The sequence below is a fragment of the Aeromonas sp. RU39B genome (assembly GCF_900156095.1).
Taxonomy (GTDB): Bacteria; Pseudomonadota; Gammaproteobacteria; order Enterobacterales; family Aeromonadaceae; genus Aeromonas.
On the sequence record NZ_FTMJ01000006.1, the window covers coordinates 147480 to 164914 of the forward strand.

Annotated in this window: 13 protein-coding genes; 6 read left to right on the top strand and 7 right to left on the bottom strand. The window is 58.4% G+C overall.

The genetic code is table 11. The features are described 5' to 3' along the window. Positions 1 to 14: 14 nt before the first annotated feature. From scpB to scpA, 3 genes are read right to left on the bottom strand one after another with little or no spacing between them, the layout of a single operon-like run. A complete protein-coding gene (scpB, locus tag BW958_RS10650) occupies positions 15 to 800 on the bottom strand; it encodes a methylmalonyl-CoA decarboxylase (protein WP_076575712.1) in 786 nt (261 codons plus the stop codon). 10 nt (positions 801 to 810) lie between these two features. Beyond that, the gene (gene meaB / locus BW958_RS10655; RefSeq protein ID WP_076575713.1) at positions 811 to 1806 is read right to left on the bottom strand and encodes a methylmalonyl Co-A mutase-associated GTPase MeaB; all 996 of its coding nucleotides are present in this window, start codon (positions 1804 to 1806) and stop codon (positions 811 to 813) included. Further along, a complete protein-coding gene (scpA, locus tag BW958_RS10660; protein WP_076575714.1) occupies positions 1799 to 3943 on the bottom strand; it encodes a methylmalonyl-CoA mutase in 2145 nt (714 codons plus the stop codon). Before scpA ends, meaB begins: the two co-directional genes overlap by 8 nt. Before the next feature lie 567 nt (positions 3944 to 4510). Here scpA and BW958_RS10665 point away from each other — a divergent pair. From BW958_RS10665 to BW958_RS10690, 6 genes are all read left to right on the top strand, one after another. Beyond that, positions 4511 to 6382 carry a potassium transporter Kup gene (locus BW958_RS10665; protein WP_076575715.1) on the top strand — a complete coding sequence of 624 codons (1872 nt, stop codon included), beginning with the start codon at positions 4511 to 4513 and terminating at the stop codon, positions 6380 to 6382. A gap of 284 nt (positions 6383 to 6666) precedes the next feature. Further along, complete coding sequence (gene kdpA / locus BW958_RS10670; RefSeq protein ID WP_076575716.1) at positions 6667 to 8343, top strand: potassium-transporting ATPase subunit KdpA; 1677 nt, start codon at positions 6667 to 6669, stop codon at positions 8341 to 8343. Positions 8344 to 8345: 2 nt separating this feature from the next. After that, complete coding sequence (gene kdpB / locus BW958_RS10675; protein ID WP_076575717.1) at positions 8346 to 10385, top strand: potassium-transporting ATPase subunit KdpB; 2040 nt, start codon at positions 8346 to 8348, stop codon at positions 10383 to 10385. Between the two features lie 9 nt (positions 10386 to 10394). After that, a complete protein-coding gene (locus BW958_RS10680) occupies positions 10395 to 10916 on the top strand; it encodes a potassium-transporting ATPase subunit C (protein WP_076575718.1) in 522 nt (173 codons plus the stop codon). Continuing rightward, positions 10909 to 13497: a sensor histidine kinase gene (locus BW958_RS10685; protein WP_076575719.1), complete on the top strand. Its 2589-nt coding sequence runs from the start codon at positions 10909 to 10911 to the stop codon at positions 13495 to 13497. The genes BW958_RS10680 and BW958_RS10685 overlap by 8 nt, the downstream gene beginning before the upstream one ends. Beyond that, positions 13497 to 14180: a response regulator gene (locus tag BW958_RS10690; protein WP_076575720.1), complete on the top strand. Its 684-nt coding sequence runs from the start codon at positions 13497 to 13499 to the stop codon at positions 14178 to 14180. The genes BW958_RS10685 and BW958_RS10690 overlap by 1 nt, the downstream gene beginning before the upstream one ends. A gap of 11 nt (positions 14181 to 14191) precedes the next feature. Here the strand turns inward: BW958_RS10690 and BW958_RS10695 are convergent, their stop codons facing one another. The 4 genes from BW958_RS10695 to rhaS form a co-directional block, all read right to left on the bottom strand. Next, positions 14192 to 14497 carry a DUF3861 domain-containing protein gene (locus BW958_RS10695; protein ID WP_076575721.1) on the bottom strand — a complete coding sequence of 102 codons (306 nt, stop codon included), beginning with the start codon at positions 14495 to 14497 and terminating at the stop codon, positions 14192 to 14194. Between the two features lie 8 nt (positions 14498 to 14505). Continuing rightward, positions 14506 to 15132 carry a PadR family transcriptional regulator gene (locus BW958_RS10700; protein WP_076575722.1) on the bottom strand — a complete coding sequence of 209 codons (627 nt, stop codon included), beginning with the start codon at positions 15130 to 15132 and terminating at the stop codon, positions 14506 to 14508. Between the two features lie 189 nt (positions 15133 to 15321). Then, entirely contained in the window at positions 15322 to 16197 is an 876-nt protein-coding gene (gene rhaR / locus BW958_RS10705; RefSeq protein WP_076575723.1) for an HTH-type transcriptional activator RhaR, read from the bottom strand. Between the two features lie 89 nt (positions 16198 to 16286). Beyond that, a complete protein-coding gene (rhaS, locus tag BW958_RS10710) occupies positions 16287 to 17123 on the bottom strand; it encodes an HTH-type transcriptional activator RhaS (protein ID WP_076575724.1) in 837 nt (278 codons plus the stop codon). Between the last annotated feature and the right edge of the window lie 312 nt (positions 17124 to 17435).

Sequence of the window (17435 nt, forward strand, 5' to 3'; positions counted from 1 at the left end):
GCATCACGACGGAATTAACGGCCCAGGAAATTGGGTTTGCGCTTTTCCATAAAGGCGCTCATGCCTTCCTGATAGTCTTGGCTGTCATAGACGGCGCGGCGCATCCCCTGGATACGTTCAAACTCGTCGGAGTTCATGGTGTGGGCTTCGCCCAGCACCCGCAGCTCTTCCTTGATCACGGCAATCGCCAGCGGCGCTTTTTCCGAGATGTGGTGCGCCATCTGCAAGGTGAAATCTTCCAGCTCCGAGGCCTCGACCACGTGGTTGAGGATCCCGACCGCCAACGCGCGTTGGGCGGTGATCGGCGAGGCGGTGAAGATCAGCTCCTTGACGATGTGAAAACCGGCGTCGCGGGTGAGGTTGTGAATGCCGACCAGGTTATAGGGCACCCCCAGGTTGACCGGGGTCATCGAGAAGGTTGACGTGCTGGCGGCGATGATCAGATCCGAGCTCATGATCATCTCGAACGCGCCGCCCCAAACGCTCCCCTCCACCATGGAAATCACCGGCTTGGGATACTTCTGGATCATCCGGGTGATTTGGCGCAGCGGATCGTCATAAGAGAGCGGATCGCGTCGGCCGCTTGGCAGCTCGTGAATATCGTGACCGGCCGAGAAGACCTTGGCGCCGCTCGGGGCACGCAAGATGACGCAGCGAATTTCATCGGTATTAAGGTCGGTAAGCGCCTGGAGCAAGTCATCGATAAAGACCTTGCTCAGAGCGTTGAGTTTGCGCGAGTAGTTGAACTCGATGATGGCGACCCTGCGAATGAGCACCACATTAACGTACTGATAAGCCATAAATAATCCCTTATATAAAATAATGATGTTGTAAAAATTCGCTGAGTTGCCGCAGGCCGGTGCGGGGAGAGAGTTGGTTATCCCTGACCTCCTGCAGCGTCTGATGGAAGTAGTGGTCAAAATCCGGACGGGCGAAGAGCTGGTGCAACGCCTCCTCTTCGGTCTGCCGCTGCAGCCACTCGATAGCCTGCTGCTGGCGAACCTCACGCAACCGGCCGGTCGCGCTCAGGGCGTTGCGAAAGTCATTGATGGCCTGCCAGATCTGCGCCATGCCACGCTTTTCCAGCGCGCTGCAGGTGAGCACTTGTGGCTGCCACTCGTCATATTTACGCCGCAAGATGTGCAGGGCGCTTTCATACATATGACGGGTGATGGCCACATTCTGGCGGTTATCGCCATCGTCCTTGTTGATGATGATGAGGTCAGCCATCTCCATGATCCCCTTCTTGATCCCCTGCAGCTCATCACCGCCACCGGCGATCTGCAGCGAGATAAAGCAATCGACCATGCGGGCCACCTCGGTTTCGGACTGTCCGACACCGACGGTCTCCACCAGCACCACGTCATAGCCGGCAGCTTCACAGAGCAGCATCAGCTCGCGGGCGCGTTGGCTGGCTCCGCCCAGATGACCACTGGAGGGCACCGGGCGGATAAAGGCTGACTCGGCGCGCGAAAGTTCGGTCATCCGGGTCTTGTCCCCCAGGATGCTGCCGCCGCTGACCGGGCTGCTCGGGTCCACCGCAATCACGGCCACCTTTAACCCCTGATGGATCAGCAACATCCCGAATGCTTCCAGAAAAGTGCTCTTCCCTGCCCCCGGCGTTCCGGTCACCCCGAGTCGCAGCGCATTGCCGGTATAGGGCATGATGCTGTCGAGCAGGCGGGTGCTCAGGGCCTGATGGTTGGGATGCACACTTTCCACCAGCGTCATGGCCTGGGCGAGCGCAACCCGCTCGCCCGAGCGCAGCCGACGGATGTAGTCATCCAGGTTGCTGTCGTTAAGCATGATGATCACTGATCCGGGTCAGGACATCGCGCACGCTCTCGAGCATGGGAGTACCGGGGCCATAGATGGCCGCCACGCCGTGCTCATGCAAGAAGGCATAATCTTGCGGCGGAATGACGCCACCGGCCACCACGCAAATATCGTCACGACCGGCGGCTTTGAGCGCGCTCACCAGCTCGGGGATCAGGGTCTTGTGGCCCGCAGCCAGCGAAGAGGCCCCCACCACATGCACATCGTTCTCGACCGCCAGACGGCAGATCTCTTCCGGGGTGGAGAACATGGGGCTGAGATCGACGTCAAAGCCCAGATCGGAGTAAGCACTGGCAATCACCTTGGCACCGCGGTCGTGACCATCCTGCCCCATCTTGGCAATCAGGATGCGTGGACGGCGGCCGTTGTCGGCAAGAAACTGCTTGGTCTTTGCGAGAATCGCTTCAAACTCGCCAGCGGCTTTCTCGGATTGACGATAGCTCTGTGCAATCACGCCGGTAACGCACTGACTCGGCACCAGATAACGGTCAAACGCCGCTTCCAGCGCATCGGAAATTTCACCCAACGTAGCGCGCAGACGGGCCGCATTGACGGCCGCAGCCAACAGGTTTTCATTGTGCATGGCGGCATGGGTGAGTGCTTTGAGCGCCGCCTTGACGGCCGCATTGTCGCGGCTGGCACGAATACGTTCGAGCGAGGCGATCTGTTCGCTGCGCACCTTGACGTTATCGATCTCCAGCACCGGGGTTTCGTCTTCTTTGGCCAACTTGTATTTGTTAACGCCAACGATGACCCGCTTGCCCTGGTCGATCAGCGACTGCTCGCGGGCCGATGCCTCTTCGATCATCCGCTTCGGCAAACCAGCTTCGATGGCCTTGGCCATCCCGCCCACTTCATCAATCTGCCGGATGATAGCGCGCGCCTGCTTGACGATTTGATCGGTCAGCGACTCCACGTAATAAGAGCCCGCCAGCGGATCGACGGTGCGGCAGATCTCGGACTCTTCCTGGATGATGATCTGGGTGTTACGGGCAATCCGGGCCGAGAAATCGGTCGGCAGTCCCAGCGCTTCGTCATAGGCGTTGGTGTGCAGTGACTGGGTGCCGCCCAAGGTGGCGCCCAGTGCTTCGATGGTCGTGCGGATGATGTTGTTGTAGGGATCCTGCTCGGTCAGACTCCAGCCTGAGGTCTGGCAGTGGGTGCGCAGGGCCAGCGATTTCGGATTGGTCGCGCCAAAGCTGCTGACCGCTTCACTCCACAGATAACGGGCAGCGCGCAGCATGGCCACGTTCATAAACAGATCCATGCCGATGCCAAAGAAGAACGACAGGCGCGGCGCAAAATCATCAATTTTCAGCCCAGCCGCTATTGCAGCCTTGATGTATTCAATCCCGTCGGCCAGGGTAAACGCCACTTGCTGCACACAGTTGGCGCCTGCTTCCCCCATGTGATAGCCACTGATACTGATGGTATTAAAACGTGGCATATTGCTGGAACACCAGGCAATAATATCGGAAATAATCCGCATCGAGGGTTTTGGCGGATAAATATAGGTGTTACGGCACAGGTACTCTTTTAATATATCGTTCTGAATGGTCCCGGTCAGTAATTCCGGTGCAACCCCTTGCTCTTCGGCAGCGACAATATAAAACGCCATCACCGGCAATACAGCGCCATTCATGGTCATCGACACAGACATTTTATCGAGCGGGATCTGATCAAACAGCACCTTCATATCTTCAACGGTATCGATGGCGACACCGGCTTTACCGACATCCCCCGCCACGCGCGGATTGTCCGAGTCATAACCGCGGTGGGTAGCCAGATCAAACGCCACCGACAACCCCTTTTGTCCGGCCGCCAGATTGCGCCGATAAAAGGCGTTGGACTCTTTGGCCGTCGAGAAGCCGGCATATTGCCGAATGGTCCAGGGCTGAGCGGTATACATGGTGGCACGCGCCCCACGAACGTAGGGAGCCAGACCTGGCAGCGTGTCAGTGACCTCCAGCCCGTCCGTGTCGGCACGGGTATAGAGTGGCTTGATGGCAATCCCTTCGGCGGTTTGCCGCTCCAGTGATTCCACTGTCTTGTCGAGCCGGATTAATTCCTTGTTGGCCAGCTTTTGCCAATCCTGCAACGTTGCCATTTAATAACTCCCTTATTCGCAATGATTAATTTAATGAACTGAATTCATGAAGAAATTGCGAATACGGTGAGCCTTTTTAACTTTCCTGTCGCCAGCAAAAAACAGCAAATAGCCCGTCATTTTCTGCCGCCTGTGCGTCGTTATTTTCGTGATTCACTTCAAAGAATTTATGATAAATAAATGCGGGATAACGACGATGAAACGAATCACGCGCTAATCAAACAAGTAGTTAAATCATTTAGTTAACAACCAGTCGCAGCATGATTCACATCCTTACAACATGCCGGCCTAGCTCACGCTGTCGTGATACAACGCATCTTGCTTAAACATGTCAGAAATAATTAACCACTATTAATCAAGGCGGCCGAGAGACAGTGATATAAATGACCGCTTTTTAATTAATGGCACGCACACTTCACGTGACAAGAAAACGCGAGGAATACTCATCCATATATACCGCATCAAGCAGCACTGTTCTGACTGACTCTATCGCCATTAAATTAATGCGATTGCCAACATAAAGGCTATCTACGATACTAATAGGCCATTCCACAGTCAGATTCATTTATGTCTGTAAAATCTGAATCCACCCATCACACCAGCAAAACTCTGGCCGCGCTGGGTGTCGTGTATGGTGATATCGGGACCAGTCCACTCTATTCTCTCAAAGAGAGTTTCTCCCATCACACCGGGTTAATCCCTACCGACGCAAACGTACTGGCCGTCATCTCCATGTTTTTCTGGACCATGATTATGGTGGTCTCGATCAAGTATGTTTTGCTGGTGCTGCGAGCCGATGATAAAGGCGAAGGCGGCATCCTCACCCTCACCACACTGGCCACCAAAAAGCTCAGCCCTAAAGGCAAGAGCATCGTCACGGTTTTGGGTCTGGCGGGCGTTGGGCTGTTTCTCGGCGATGCGGTGATTACCCCGGCGGTGTCGGTGCTCTCCGCAGTCGAAGGTCTGCAATTTGTCGGGCCACAGTTTTCCCCCTATATCTTTCCGGGCGCCCTGATCGTGCTGGTGATGCTGTTTGGCATCCAGCATTACGGCACCGCCGGTATTGGCAAGTGGTTCAGTCCGGTGATGCTGCTCTGGTTTGCCACGCTCGCCATCCTCGGCCTGCTTGAGGTGCTCCGCACCCCGGCCGTGCTTAGCGCCATCAACCCGCAATACGCCTTTCACCTGATTGCCAGCAGCCCCAAACTGGCATTTATCACCCTGGGTGCGGTCATCTTGTGCGTCACCGGGGCCGAGGCGCTCTACGCCGATATGGGCCATTTTGGGCGCAAACCGATTCAAAATGCCTGGCTGATGATCGTGCTGCCGGCACTGCTGCTCAACTATTTCGGCCAAGGGGCGCTGCTGCTGCGTGATCCCTCTGCCATCACTAACCCTTTCTATATGCTTGCCCCCTCCTGGATGATCCTGCCGCTGATTGCGCTGGCAACGCTGGCGACGGTGATCGCCTCACAGGCCGTGATTTCCGGCACCTATTCGGTGATTCGCCAGGCCATTTTGCTCGGCTTTCTGCCGCGCCAGGAGATCCGGCACACCTCGGAAGAGGAGATTGGTCAGATCTATCTGCCACTGGCCAACTGGCTGCTGCTGGCCTGCGTGATACTGGTGGTGGTGATTTTCCAGGACTCCAGTCGCCTGGCCGCCGCATACGGCATTGCCGTCACCGCCACCATGCTGCTGACCACCCTGCTGCTGGCGGTAGTGGCCCATCACCGTTGGGGATTTTCCTGGTTTTGGGTGGCGCTGGTGGGCTTGCCGCTGCTGGTCATCGATCTCAGTTTCTTTGCCTCCAACATCTCGAAAGTATTCTCGGGCGGCTGGCTGCCGCTACTGTTTGCCCTGCTCTCGATTGTGGTGATGACCACCTGGAAGCGAGGGCGTGAAGTGGTGCAAAACCGGCTGGATGACCATGTGATGGCCCTCAACCACTTCATCACCAGCATGAAGCGTCACCCGCCGATCCGCGTCCCCGGCACGGCCATGTTTCTCTCTCGCGTGACCAACGGTGTCCCCTACGCCATGCTGCATAACCTCAAACACAACAAGGTGTTGCACGACCGGGTGGTGTTTCTCACCATCATGACGCTGGAGGAGCCGCGTGTTGAGCCGGTGGATCGGGTCTATCTGCTCGATATGGGCGATGGTTTTTGGCAAGTCACCGCATTTTATGGCTTTAAAGAGTCCCCCAGCATGGTCGATATATGCCGGGCCTGCTCGCTACAGGGGCTTCCCATCAGCCTGTCGATGACCTCGTTCTTCCTCTCCCGCGAGGTGCTCATCAGCACCGATGAGCCGAGCATGCCGCGCTGGCGTGAGGGGTTGTTTATGTGGATGAACAAGAACGCCTTGAAGGCCACCGACTTCTTCCATATCCCAAGTAACCGGGTGGTTGAGCTCGGGGTACAGATAGAGCTTTAACCCAAGCCAGCGCGATTGCGCTGAGTGACACCCCGGGTAAAGGGCTTCAATTGCAGCCCTTTTGTTATTCTTAGCGTCGACCACCAGCCTCTGCGGCCACATTTTTACGCCGTTTTTACGCCCCCGCATTGCGCCTTTATGGCGACTTTACGCCCTTGCCGCCTAGCATTTCGCTCATCATTCCTACCCCGGAGTCGTTATGAGTTGGCTTTATCTATTACTGGTGATTGCCCTGCTGGTTTACCTCGTCCGTGCCTTGGCACACGCCCATGAGTGAGGCTCCCATGCTGCAACCCATTCTCTATTGCGCTGTTTTTTTGCTGCTGGTGCTGTTGCCGGCACCGCTGCTGGGGCGCTATTTCTACGCTGTCTTTGAAGGCCACTGCCGCACTCTGGCACCACTGGAGAGACTCACCCTGTCGGCCTGTGGCAGTGATGGCCGCGAACAGGACTGGAAGAGCTATGCCACCAGCCTGATGGCCTTTCATCTGGCCGGGTTTGTCCTACTGTTTGTCATCCTGATGGCGCAAGGCATGTTGCCGCTTAATCCGCAGCATCTGCCCGGTTTGAGCTGGCAACTGGCGTTCAACACGGCCGTCAGCTTTGTAACCAACACCAACTGGCAAGCCTATTCCGGCGAGTCGTCACTCTCCTACTTCAGTCAGATGATTGGCCTGACGACCCAGAACTTTGTGTCGGCAGCGACCGGCGCCGCCGTCGCCGTGGTGCTGTTTCGCGGTATCGCCCGCCAGCAAACCACTTCGCTCGGTAACTTCTGGGTCGATCTGGTGCGCTTTTGCCTCTATGTGCTGCTGCCCATGTCGTTGGTGATGGCCATGCTGCTGGTCTGGCAGGGCGTTCCCCAATCCTTTAGCCACTACCTGCCCTTTACCGGTCTGCAAGGTCAGCAGCAGGTGCTGCCACTCGGGCCGGCCGCCTCCCAGATTGCCATCAAGCAACTGGGCTCAAACGGCGGCGGTTTTTTCGGGATCAACTCGGCCCATCCATTTGAAAACCCCACCGCTCTGAGTAACTGGCTGGAGATGGTGACGTTGCTCTCCCTTGCCGCCGGCATGATTTTCACCCTCGGCCACTATGTCAAAGACCATGCCCACAGCCGGGCGCTGGCGATCACCATGACGCTGCTGCTGGTGATGGGACTGGGTGTGACCGTCTATCAGGAGCTGGCCGCCGATCCCAATCTCAGTGCCCTGACCGATCAACTCGGAAACTGGGAAGGCAAAGAGAGCCGCTTTGGCCCGGTGCTCTCGAGCATCTGGGCCGTGGCCACCACGGCAGCCTCCAATGGCTCGGTCAATGCCATGCATGACAGCCTGACGCCGCTTGGTGGTCTGATCGCCTTGGCCAACATGCTGCTCGGTGAGGTGATCTTTGGCGGCGTGGGCGCAGGTATCTACGGCATGTTGCTGTTTGTGCTGCTCACCGTGTTCCTGTGCGGTTTGATGGTCGGCCGCACGCCGACCTACCTTGGCAAGCGACTCGGGATCACCGAGATGAAGTGGGTGGTTGCCACCATGCTGGTGATGCCGGTAGGGGTGCTGGTGCTGGGCGGGATCACCCTGCTGCTGCCGGACGCGGCCACTATCATCGGTCACAGCGGCCCCCACGGTCTGACCCGGCTCATCTACGCCTACGCCTCCGGCGCTGGCAACAATGGTTCGGCCTTCGCTGGCTTCGCGGCGGGCGATAACTGGCAGTGCATCGCCATTGGCGTGGCCATGCTGCTCGGCCGCTTTGGCTACATCCTGCCGGTGCTGGTTATCGCCGGTCGCCTGGCTCGTGGTCCACGCCAGGAGGCCAGTGACAGCGATTTTCCGGTGCGCGGCCCGCTGTTTGTCACCCTGCTGGTTATCACCATCTTGCTGATGGGCGGACTCTCCTTCCTGCCGGTGGTTGCGCTGGGCCCGATTGCCGAACAACTGATCTCTGGAGCATTCTGATCATGAGTACCTTGACCCAACACGCGCCGGCCAAGCGCAAGCACTCTTTGCTGCTGATTGCCGCCATTGAAGCCGTGCGACGCTTTCATCCCGCTTCATTGTGGAACAGTCCGATCCTGCTGACCCTGTGGCTGAGCGCCCTGATGGCCACCGTGGAATCTCTGCTCGGACAACCCGTATCGGGCGTACCGGCCACGCTGGCCTGGCAACTGACCGGCTGGCTCTGGCTGACCCTGTGGTTTGCCAACTTTGCCGAAACCCTGGCCGAAGGGCGCGGCAAGGCGCGCGCCGACAGCCTCAAGGCAGGCATGAGCGAGCTGCAGGCCCGCAAAGTGGCGGCGCTCGATGATCAGCACGGCGAGTGGGTGGCCGCAACCTTGCTGCGCAAAGGCGATCTGGTGCTGGTGAAAGCTGGCGAGATGATCCCGGCCGATGGCGAGGTGGTGAAGGGCATCGCGTCCGTCAACGAAGCCGCCATCACCGGGGAGTCAGCGCCGGTGATCCGCGAATCAGGCACCGATAAGAGCGGGGTGACCGGCAACACCCAGGTCGTCTCGGATTATATCTGGGTGCGGGTGACCGCTAATCCGGGCGAGAGCACGCTGGATCGGATGATTGCACTGGTTGAAGGGGCCAAGCGGCAGAAGACCCCCAATGAGCAGGCGCTGACCGCCCTATTGGTCGGGCTGACCCTGATCTTCCTGCTGGTGGTGGCAACCCTGCCTCTGTTTCTAGGCTACAACCAGAGCACGGTGCCGCGTCTCTACCTGATTGCGCTGTTTATCACGCTGATCCCGACCACCATCGGTGGTCTGCTCTCGGCCATCGGCATTGCCGGCATGGATCGGTTGGTCAAACTCAATGTGATCGCCAAATCCGGCCGTGCGGTGGAGGCCGCGGGTGACGTGCGTACCCTGCTGCTCGATAAAACCGGCACCATCACCTTCGGTAACCGCATGGCGGACGAGCTAATTGCCGCCCCCGGTATCGAGCAATCCCTGCTCTGCCAAGCCGCTATGCTGGCCTCGGCCGGTGACAACACGCCGGAAGGCAAATCCATCCTGGCTCTTGGCAGTAAACAGCAACCGGTGCCTACGGCCCTGCCCGGCGATCGCATTATTGCGTTTAGCGCCGAAACCCGCCTAAGCGGTCTGGATCGCGGCGAGCTGCAATATCGTAAAGGCGCGGTGGATGCGGTGCTGGCCTTTTTACACCTCACCCGCGCCCAGATGCCCGAGCCCCTCACGCTTGCTGTTGAGCGTATTGCTCGCCAAGGGGGCACGCCGCTGCTGGTCTGCAGCCGCGATCAACTGCTTGGCGCCGTGCATCTGAAAGACATCATCAAACCCGGTATCAAGGCCCGCTTCCAGATGTTGCGTCACTTAGGCATCCGCACCGTGATGATCACCGGGGATAACCCGCTCACTGCTGCTGCCATTGCCGCCGAGGCCGGGGTGGATGACTTTATTGCCGAAGCCACGCCGGAGAAAAAACTGGCCTATATCCGGCAAGAGCAAGCCGGCGGACGACTGGTTGCCATGTGCGGGGATGGCGCCAACGATGCCCCGGCGCTGGCTCAGGCCGATGTGGGGCTTGCTATGAACGAGGGAACACAGGCCGCTAAAGAGGCTGGCAATCTGGTGGACCTTGATTCTAACCCGACCAAGCTGCTGGATGTGGTGCACGTTGGCAAACAGCTGCTGGTCACCCGTGGCGCCCTGACCACCTTCTCGATTGCCAACGATCTGGCCAAGTACTTTGCCATTTTGCCGGCGCTGTTTGTTGCCGCTTACCCGGGCCTTGGCGTGCTGAATCTGATGCAACTGCACTCGCCCGCCAGCGCCATCTTGTCAGCCATCATCTTTAACGCGTTGATCATCGTGGCCTTGGTGCCGCTGGCGCTCAGTGGTGTCAGCCTCACAGGGAGCGCCGCCGAGCTGCTGCGGCGTAACCTGCTTATCTACGGGCTGGGTGGACTGGTGGTCCCCTTTATCGGCATCAAGGTGATCGATCTGGTGATCACCGGCTTTGGTCTGGTTTAAGGAGTTTTTATGATTGCAATTCGTACCCTGCTGACCCTGACCTTACTGCTCGGCGCAGGTTATCCGCTGCTGGTCACAGTGCTGGCCCAGTGGCTGTTTCCCTGGCAGGCCAACGGCAGCCAGCTGTATGACCAGCAGCACCGTTTGATTGGCAGCGCGCTGCTGGCGCAACCCTTTCATGATGCCCGCTATTTTACCTCGCGCCCCTCTGCCAGCGATTTTGCCTCGCTCGGGGGCAGCGCCAGTAATCTGGGTATGAGTGCCGAGGCGCGCCGCACCTTTGCCAAGCAGCAAGTAGAGGCCGGTTATCACGATGCCACGTTACTGACCCGCTCGGCATCGGGGCTGGATCCGCACCTGCCGCTGGAAGCGGTGCTTGAACAGGTCGAGCGGGTGGCTCAGGCGCGTCAGATTGACCCGGCGGCGCTGACCAAACTGGTCCGGTCGCGGCAGGAAGCTGGTATTCTTGGTCCGACCGTAGTGAACGTGCTGGAGCTCAACCTGCTCCTTGATAAGGATCACCATGCGTGATGATGTGCGGGCCGACGCCCTGCTGGCGAGTCTGGACAATGAGCAACGTGGCAAGCTCAAGGTGTTTTTGGGCGCCGCCCCCGGCGTAGGCAAGACCTACGCCATGCTCAAAGCTGCCCAAGAGCAGGCCCGGGAAGGTATCGACCTGCTGATCGGCGTGGTGGAAACCCATGGCCGGCGTGAAACGCTGGCCCTGCTCGATAAGTTACCGATGTTGCCGCGCCAAGCGGTTTACCACCGTCATCAACGTCTGGAAGAGATGGATCTCGATGCGTTGCTGGCGCGCAAACCGGCGCTGGCGGTGGTCGATGAGCTGGCCCACTCCAACGCGCCGGGCTGCCGCCATGAAAAGCGCTGGCAAGATGTAGAGGAGCTGCTGGCCGCCGGCATCGATGTGTATACCACGCTTAATGTGCAGCATCTGGAAAGCCTCAACGATCTGGTGTGGCAGCTGACCGGCGTGCGGGTGCGCGAGACCCTGCCGGATCAGATCCTGCTTGATGCCGACAGTCTGGTGCTCATTGACTTACCCCCCAAGGAGCTGCTGGATCGGCTGCGTGAGGGCAAGGTGTATGTGCCGCAGCAGGCGCGCGCTGCCTTGCAATCGTTCTTTTCATTAAACAATCTCACGGCACTGCGCGAACTGGCGATGCAAACCGCCGCCAGCCACGTCGAAGGTGACCTGCAACTGCAATGGCAGGCGGCTGGCAAAACCACCCTGCCGCTACGTGGCAAACTGATGGTCTGCCTGGGTGATGAACAGGGCGCGGCGCTGGTGCGCCACGGCCACCGCTTTGCCCAGCGCCGGCAGCTGCCCTGGCTGGTGGTGCATGTGGACACCAAGGGCGAGCGCTCGACCGACACCGAACACGCGCTGGCACTGGCTGCGCAGCTGGGGGCGCGGGTGTTAACCCTGTCGAGCCCGACGGTGGCCGACACGCTACTGGAGACCGCCGAGCAGCAACAGGTTTCGCAGCTTTTACTCGGCAAACCGCACACGATTCCCTGGCGTCCCTCGCTGGTTCAGCATTTGATTCGCGCGGCGCACGGTCTTGAGGTGACGCTGGTCGATCTGGATCAGCACACAGTGCGTCTGAAACGCCCGTCACTGGGCGAGGGCAAGGCGCACGAATACCTGCTGTCGCTCTGCATCATGGGGATCACGGCGGGAGCGGCTTGGCTGCTCTCCGATTGGCTGCCGGCAAGTTCGATGCCGCTGCTGTTTGTGCTGGGGGTGATGACCACGGCCCTGTGCAGCAGCCAGTTTCCTGCAACGCTGGCCGCGCTGCTTGGCTTTGTCGCCCACAACCTGCTGTTTGTCGAGCCACTCTATTCGCTGACCGTCTATCACCATAGCGATCTGCTGACGCTGCTGGTTCTGCTGCTGGTCGGGATTGCCGCTGGACGTCTTGCCTCACGCCAGCGCCAGCAGCTGGTAAGCCTGCGTGAAAGCCAGCAACTGGGCAATGCCTTGCTCGCGCTCAGCCAGGCACTGACCACGGCCAGCAACCGCGAAGAGGTATTGAGGCTTGGCAGCGGCGCCATTGCACGCGCACTCGATTGCCAGATCCGGGTGCTCGATGAGGATTATCAGGAGCACAGCGGCCAGGGGCATGCGGCGCCCGGACAGACCGACCGGGCCGCCATCGACTGGTGCCTGGCGCAAAAGCAGAGCGCCGGGGCACACACCGCCACCCTCAATGCCGCCGACGCCCAATACCACCCGCTAAGCGATCAGCTGGTGCTGGGAATCGTGCTCGGTAAACCCCTCTCTGCCGGTGCCGAGCATCAACTGCAAGCGCTGCTGGCTGACATGCGCGCCGCGCTGGCGCGAGTCGATCTCGACGAGCGATTGGCTGACAGCCAGCTGCAGGCAGAGACTGACCGGATGCGCGCCGCCTTGCTCTCGTCGGTTTCCCACGATCTGAAAACCCCGCTCGCCACCATCATGGGGGCCGGCAGCACGCTGATGGCCTACCGGGATCGGATTGCCGAGAGTGAGCAAACCGAGCTACTGCAGTCGATTCAGGACGAAGCATCACGGCTGCACGGCTATGTGCAGAATCTGCTCGACATGACCCGTATCGGCTCGCCCGATTTTCAGCTCAAGCGCGACTGGATAGCCATCGCTGAGGTGGTCGATGGCGCTCGCCACCGACTGGAAGCAGCTTGGCGTCAGCACAAACTGCAGGTGAACATCGATCAGCATGTACCAATGCTCTACATCCATGGCGCCCTGATTGAACAGGTGCTGGTCAATATTCTCGATAACGCCTCACGCTACTCGCCAGCCGGTACGCCGATCGATCTCAACGTGATTCTGGCCGGCCCAGACCTCATCATTGATATCATCGATATCGGCATCGGGATTGCAGAGTCGGATCGGGATAAAATCTTCAACCTCTTCTACACCCAGCCGGTAGGAGATAGTGGCAGTCGCGGCACGGGCCTCGGGCTTGCCATTTCGCGTGCCATGGTGGAAGCCCATGGCGGCCGGATCTGGGCCTTCCCCGGACCAAACCGGATCGGCACCTGTATGCGCATCTCCCTGCCGCTGGCCCTCAACTCACCGGAGAGATAATGGCTCATATCCTTGTCATCGATGACGAGCAGGCAATTCGCCGCTTTTTGCGCATCAGTCTGAGCGCAGAGGGCCATCAGGTCAGTGAAGCGGTCTCGGTGAACGAAGGGCTCACTGCCTATCGCCACACACATCCTGATCTGGTGATTCTCGATTTGGGTCTGCCCGATGGGGATGGGATGGCGGTGCTGCAGGCGATTCGCGAGCACCATCAGCTGCCGGTACTGGTGCTATCGGCCCGCGATGGTGAACAGGAGAAGGTTCGCCTGCTCGATGCCGGGGCCAATGATTACATGAGCAAGCCGTTTGGCATTCAGGAGATGATGGCCCGGATCCGGGTGCTGCTACGTCAGCGGGTAGGATTGATACAAAGCGACAGCCGCCATTTTGACGGCTGTGGACTAAGTATTGATGCCACCAATCATACGGTGACGCTCAAGGGCGACGAGGTGGGCTTGTCGCGCAAAGAGTTTGCGCTGTTGCAGGCGCTGGTCAGCCATCCGGGCAAGCTGGTGCTGCAAAGCCAGCTGCTCAATGACATCTGGGGCCCGAGCCACAAAGAAGATACCCACTATTTGCGGATCGTGGTGGCCAGCCTGCGCCGCAAGCTGGGTGACAATCCCCAGGCGCCGCACCTGATCGTCACCGAGCCTGGGATTGGCTATCGCTTTATTGGCAACTGACAGACACGGCGTTATTCCGGCTGCGCGTCGCTGTCACGGGAAGCCCTTGCTTTGCCCTTGAGAGCCATGATAAACGCGCCCAAATGCGGGTGCAGCTCACTAAATGGCGCTTCGCGGCGATGGTTCATGGCGACTTCGCCAAGCAGCTTCAACCCGGTCAGCATGGCCGCTGACTCATCGGCGGTCAGCGGTGCGCGAGTGCCGACCCGCTCCAGCAGCCCGAGCAGCTCATCGTGGCAGGTGGCTGTAAACGTGCGGGCTGGCGGAGCATCATCGGCCAGCGCCTCGATAGTAATGCGATATTGATGTCCTCTCATGGACTCTCCTATTTGATTCGTCCGATTTCCAGCGCCGCCTTGTCGATCGCTTCGGCCATGGCCTGCAGGATCTCTTCGGCCGGCTCGCCATCACGAAAACGCAGTTGCAGCGCCATCTTCAGGTTGTTCATGGCCCGCTCGACATGCGGGTTATTGCGCGCCTTGGCGATACGGGAGGCCTGGGCCAGGCGGTCCATGATCTCGTCCATCACTTCGCCCTGCGCCGCGATAAAGGTTTGTCCCTCTTCGCTCAGCGCATAACGACGGCGGCCGTTTTCTGCATCGGAGGCGGTGATCATGCCGCTGCCTTCAAGCTGGGCCAGGGTTGGGTAGATGACGCCTGAGCTCGGGCTATAATCACCGCCAGCCAGCGCTTCGATACCCTTGATCAGTTCATAACCGTGCTGGGGGCCGTTTTGCAGCAGGTGCAACACCACCAGGCGCAAATCGCCGTGACCAAACAGACGACCGCGACCACGGCCGTGACCGCTGCGCATGCCACCCTTGCCCGGATGGCCTTCACCTTTGTGACGACCGCCCTCGCGGCCTTCGTGTCGCTCTTCACCAGAACGACGACCTTCATGTCGCCCGCCTTCGGGTCGACCGTGATGATGACCTTCGTGGTCTTTACGCATCACATTGCTCCTTTCTCTCTTTGAATGCAAAAAAGATATATCTAAACACTATCGAAATCAAGTTTATTGCAGCAAATTTATTCACCCGACCCACATCTATCGGGTAACCCTCTGCGACATAAGGAGATCATTGCGAGTAATAGCGGCACAAGCCAGCCCCGATGTGCCACCCATTCCTACCAAGCCGGCCTAGCGTGCTGACACAGACACAGTCTGTCCAACGCCTTTTTGCTCGCCATGGCGCTGGCGCCATTCGCGCGGCGTCATGCCCATCTCACGGGTAAAGACCACCGAGAAGTAGTTGCTGTCTTCGAAACCGCAGCGAATGGCGATATCGCTGACCAGCAGTTCGCTGTGGCAGAGCAGATAACGGGCCTGACACAGACGCAGCTGACGCAAGTAGTGATGGATGGTCATACCGGTATGCTGACGAAACAGCTGGCGCAAGGAGCGCTCGCTCACCCGCTCGCTGGCGCAGAACTGCTGAACATCAAACGGGTTTTCCAGGCTCTGGGCAAGGGTCACCATCAGCTTGTCGAGCAGCGCGCCATCCGTCGGCAGTGCAGAGGCGAGGGGTTGATAGCGATGGCGGTGCAAGGTGATCGCCAATTGCAAAAACAGGCTCTCGCACAAACTGGCAGAGAGTGGGTCATCGTCATGGCTCTCTTCATCCAGCTGGCGGATCAGCGAGCGGGCGCTATTCAGACCATGCTCGCTTAAGCGCCAGCGCCGATCGCCACTGATAGGGGGGTTGAGCAGGGAGTGCCAATCGGCAGCAAAACAGAGCCGCTCCGGACAATAGATAACGTTGTGCAGCAACAACTCCTGCACCGATTCATAGCTGTGTACATCATCGGCACGAATATAAAACAGATCGCCACAAGTAATTCGATAGGGGCGACCATTAAGTACCTGTAACCCATTACCGCGCCAGACCATCACCAGCTCGCAAAATTCATGGCTGTGCTCGGCGAAAATATGCTGCGGATAACGGTCTGCCACGGCCACCGCTTGGGTTGCCGAGCTAAAAAAATCCTCCTTTCGCAATAACAGGCGCTGACTCACGGCGCACTCCGAGATAGGTTCAAAGGCGCGATGCTGTCAGATTATTAAAGGCAAAAGTTTGATTATTCTCGCGTTCCTGGAAATATCCCCTATTGCAATACCCCATCTCGGCCTAGCCGAATATCCCTTGGGGAATAGGTGAACTCCTTTTTGAACAAGGTGGAGAAGTGGTTGCTGTCACCAAATCCACACTGGAACGCGATATCAGTGACACTCCCCTCGCTATAACGGAGTAATTGGCGCGCTTTGAGCAAACGCAGCCGATTGAGGTAACGCTGCGGAGTCAGGCCGGTTTTTTGCTTGAGTTGACGGTGCAAGGTGCGCAGCGACAGCGAGAACTGCTCGGCCAGCGGCTCCCAATTCACCTCTTCAGCAAAGTGGTGATCGAGCCAGGCCATGACCAGATCGAGCTGGTTGCCGTGCGTGGTTGCTTCGGCGCACAGACAGTGACGATGCAGCAATAACAGAAGCTGCATAAACAGCGCTTCGCGGGTCGCGCAGTGGGTCAGACTGCCGCTCTCGCCGCAGGCCTCCATCTGGCGCACCACCGATTCGGCCTGCAGCAACGCCTCCTGACTAAGCCGCCAGTGAGAGGGATAGAGACCGTCGCGCTCTTCTGGCAGCAAGCGGGCAATATTGGTAAGAAAGGTAAATTGATCCGGCGCGCGATACAGCACATTGGTCAAACAGAGATGGTCGGTCTGTTCATAGAGGTGGTGATCCCGGTCGCGAATAAAACAGACCGATCCCCGGCTCAATGTATGGGGTTGACCGTTAAACACATGGATTCCCGTTCCTTGGGAAACCACCACGATTTCATAAAAATCATGATGATGCTCGGGGAAGGCTATTTGCGGCGAGCGCGGTTCAATAGCTACCGAATCATGACTGGAATGAAAGAAATCTGCGCCGTGTAATTGACCCATTTTCGTTCACCTTTCTGTCCCTGATGGCGAGATAGTAATGAAGGGGAGGCCAATAAACCTTGATTTTTCGGTAACGAAGTTGTTAATCCCGACCTTGATTTAAAGAATGGTCCGACGCATTGAAAATTTGTGGGGAGTATCACATTCCCCTTCCCTCGCCCCTCTTTCATAGCAATTTGTGAAGCCGCTCACGAGTACCTTTATTTCTTTGCCAGTGTGCCGCGTTTCGATGGCATTGAAACGAAGGAGCCTAGCCTGCTGCGTTTTTACACTGGCGACTATCAACTTGGATATGTCAGCAAGGATAGCGCC

What these genes read in the sequence shown, in the direction of transcription:
- BW958_RS10690 (WP_076575720.1), top strand. Translation starts at nt 13,497, where the DNA reads ATGGCTCATATCCTTGTCATCGATGACGAGCAGGCAATTCGCCGCTTT.
- meaB (WP_076575713.1), bottom strand. Translation starts at nt 1,806, where the DNA reads ATGCTTAACGACAGCAACCTGGATGACTACATCCGTCGGCTGCGCTCG.
- kdpA (WP_076575716.1), top strand. Translation starts at nt 6,667, where the DNA reads ATGCTGCAACCCATTCTCTATTGCGCTGTTTTTTTGCTGCTGGTGCTG.
- BW958_RS10680 (WP_076575718.1), top strand. Translation starts at nt 10,395, where the DNA reads ATGATTGCAATTCGTACCCTGCTGACCCTGACCTTACTGCTCGGCGCA.
- scpA (WP_076575714.1), bottom strand. Translation starts at nt 3,943, where the DNA reads ATGGCAACGTTGCAGGATTGGCAAAAGCTGGCCAACAAGGAATTAATC.
- BW958_RS10665 (WP_076575715.1), top strand. Translation starts at nt 4,511, where the DNA reads ATGTCTGTAAAATCTGAATCCACCCATCACACCAGCAAAACTCTGGCC.
- scpB (WP_076575712.1), bottom strand. Translation starts at nt 800, where the DNA reads ATGGCTTATCAGTACGTTAATGTGGTGCTCATTCGCAGGGTCGCCATC.
- BW958_RS10695 (WP_076575721.1), bottom strand. Translation starts at nt 14,497, where the DNA reads ATGAGAGGACATCAATATCGCATTACTATCGAGGCGCTGGCCGATGAT.
- kdpB (WP_076575717.1), top strand. Translation starts at nt 8,346, where the DNA reads ATGAGTACCTTGACCCAACACGCGCCGGCCAAGCGCAAGCACTCTTTG.
- rhaS (WP_076575724.1), bottom strand. Translation starts at nt 17,123, where the DNA reads ATGGGTCAATTACACGGCGCAGATTTCTTTCATTCCAGTCATGATTCG.
- BW958_RS10685 (WP_076575719.1), top strand. Translation starts at nt 10,909, where the DNA reads ATGCGTGATGATGTGCGGGCCGACGCCCTGCTGGCGAGTCTGGACAAT.
- BW958_RS10700 (WP_076575722.1), bottom strand. Translation starts at nt 15,132, where the DNA reads ATGCGTAAAGACCACGAAGGTCATCATCACGGTCGACCCGAAGGCGGG.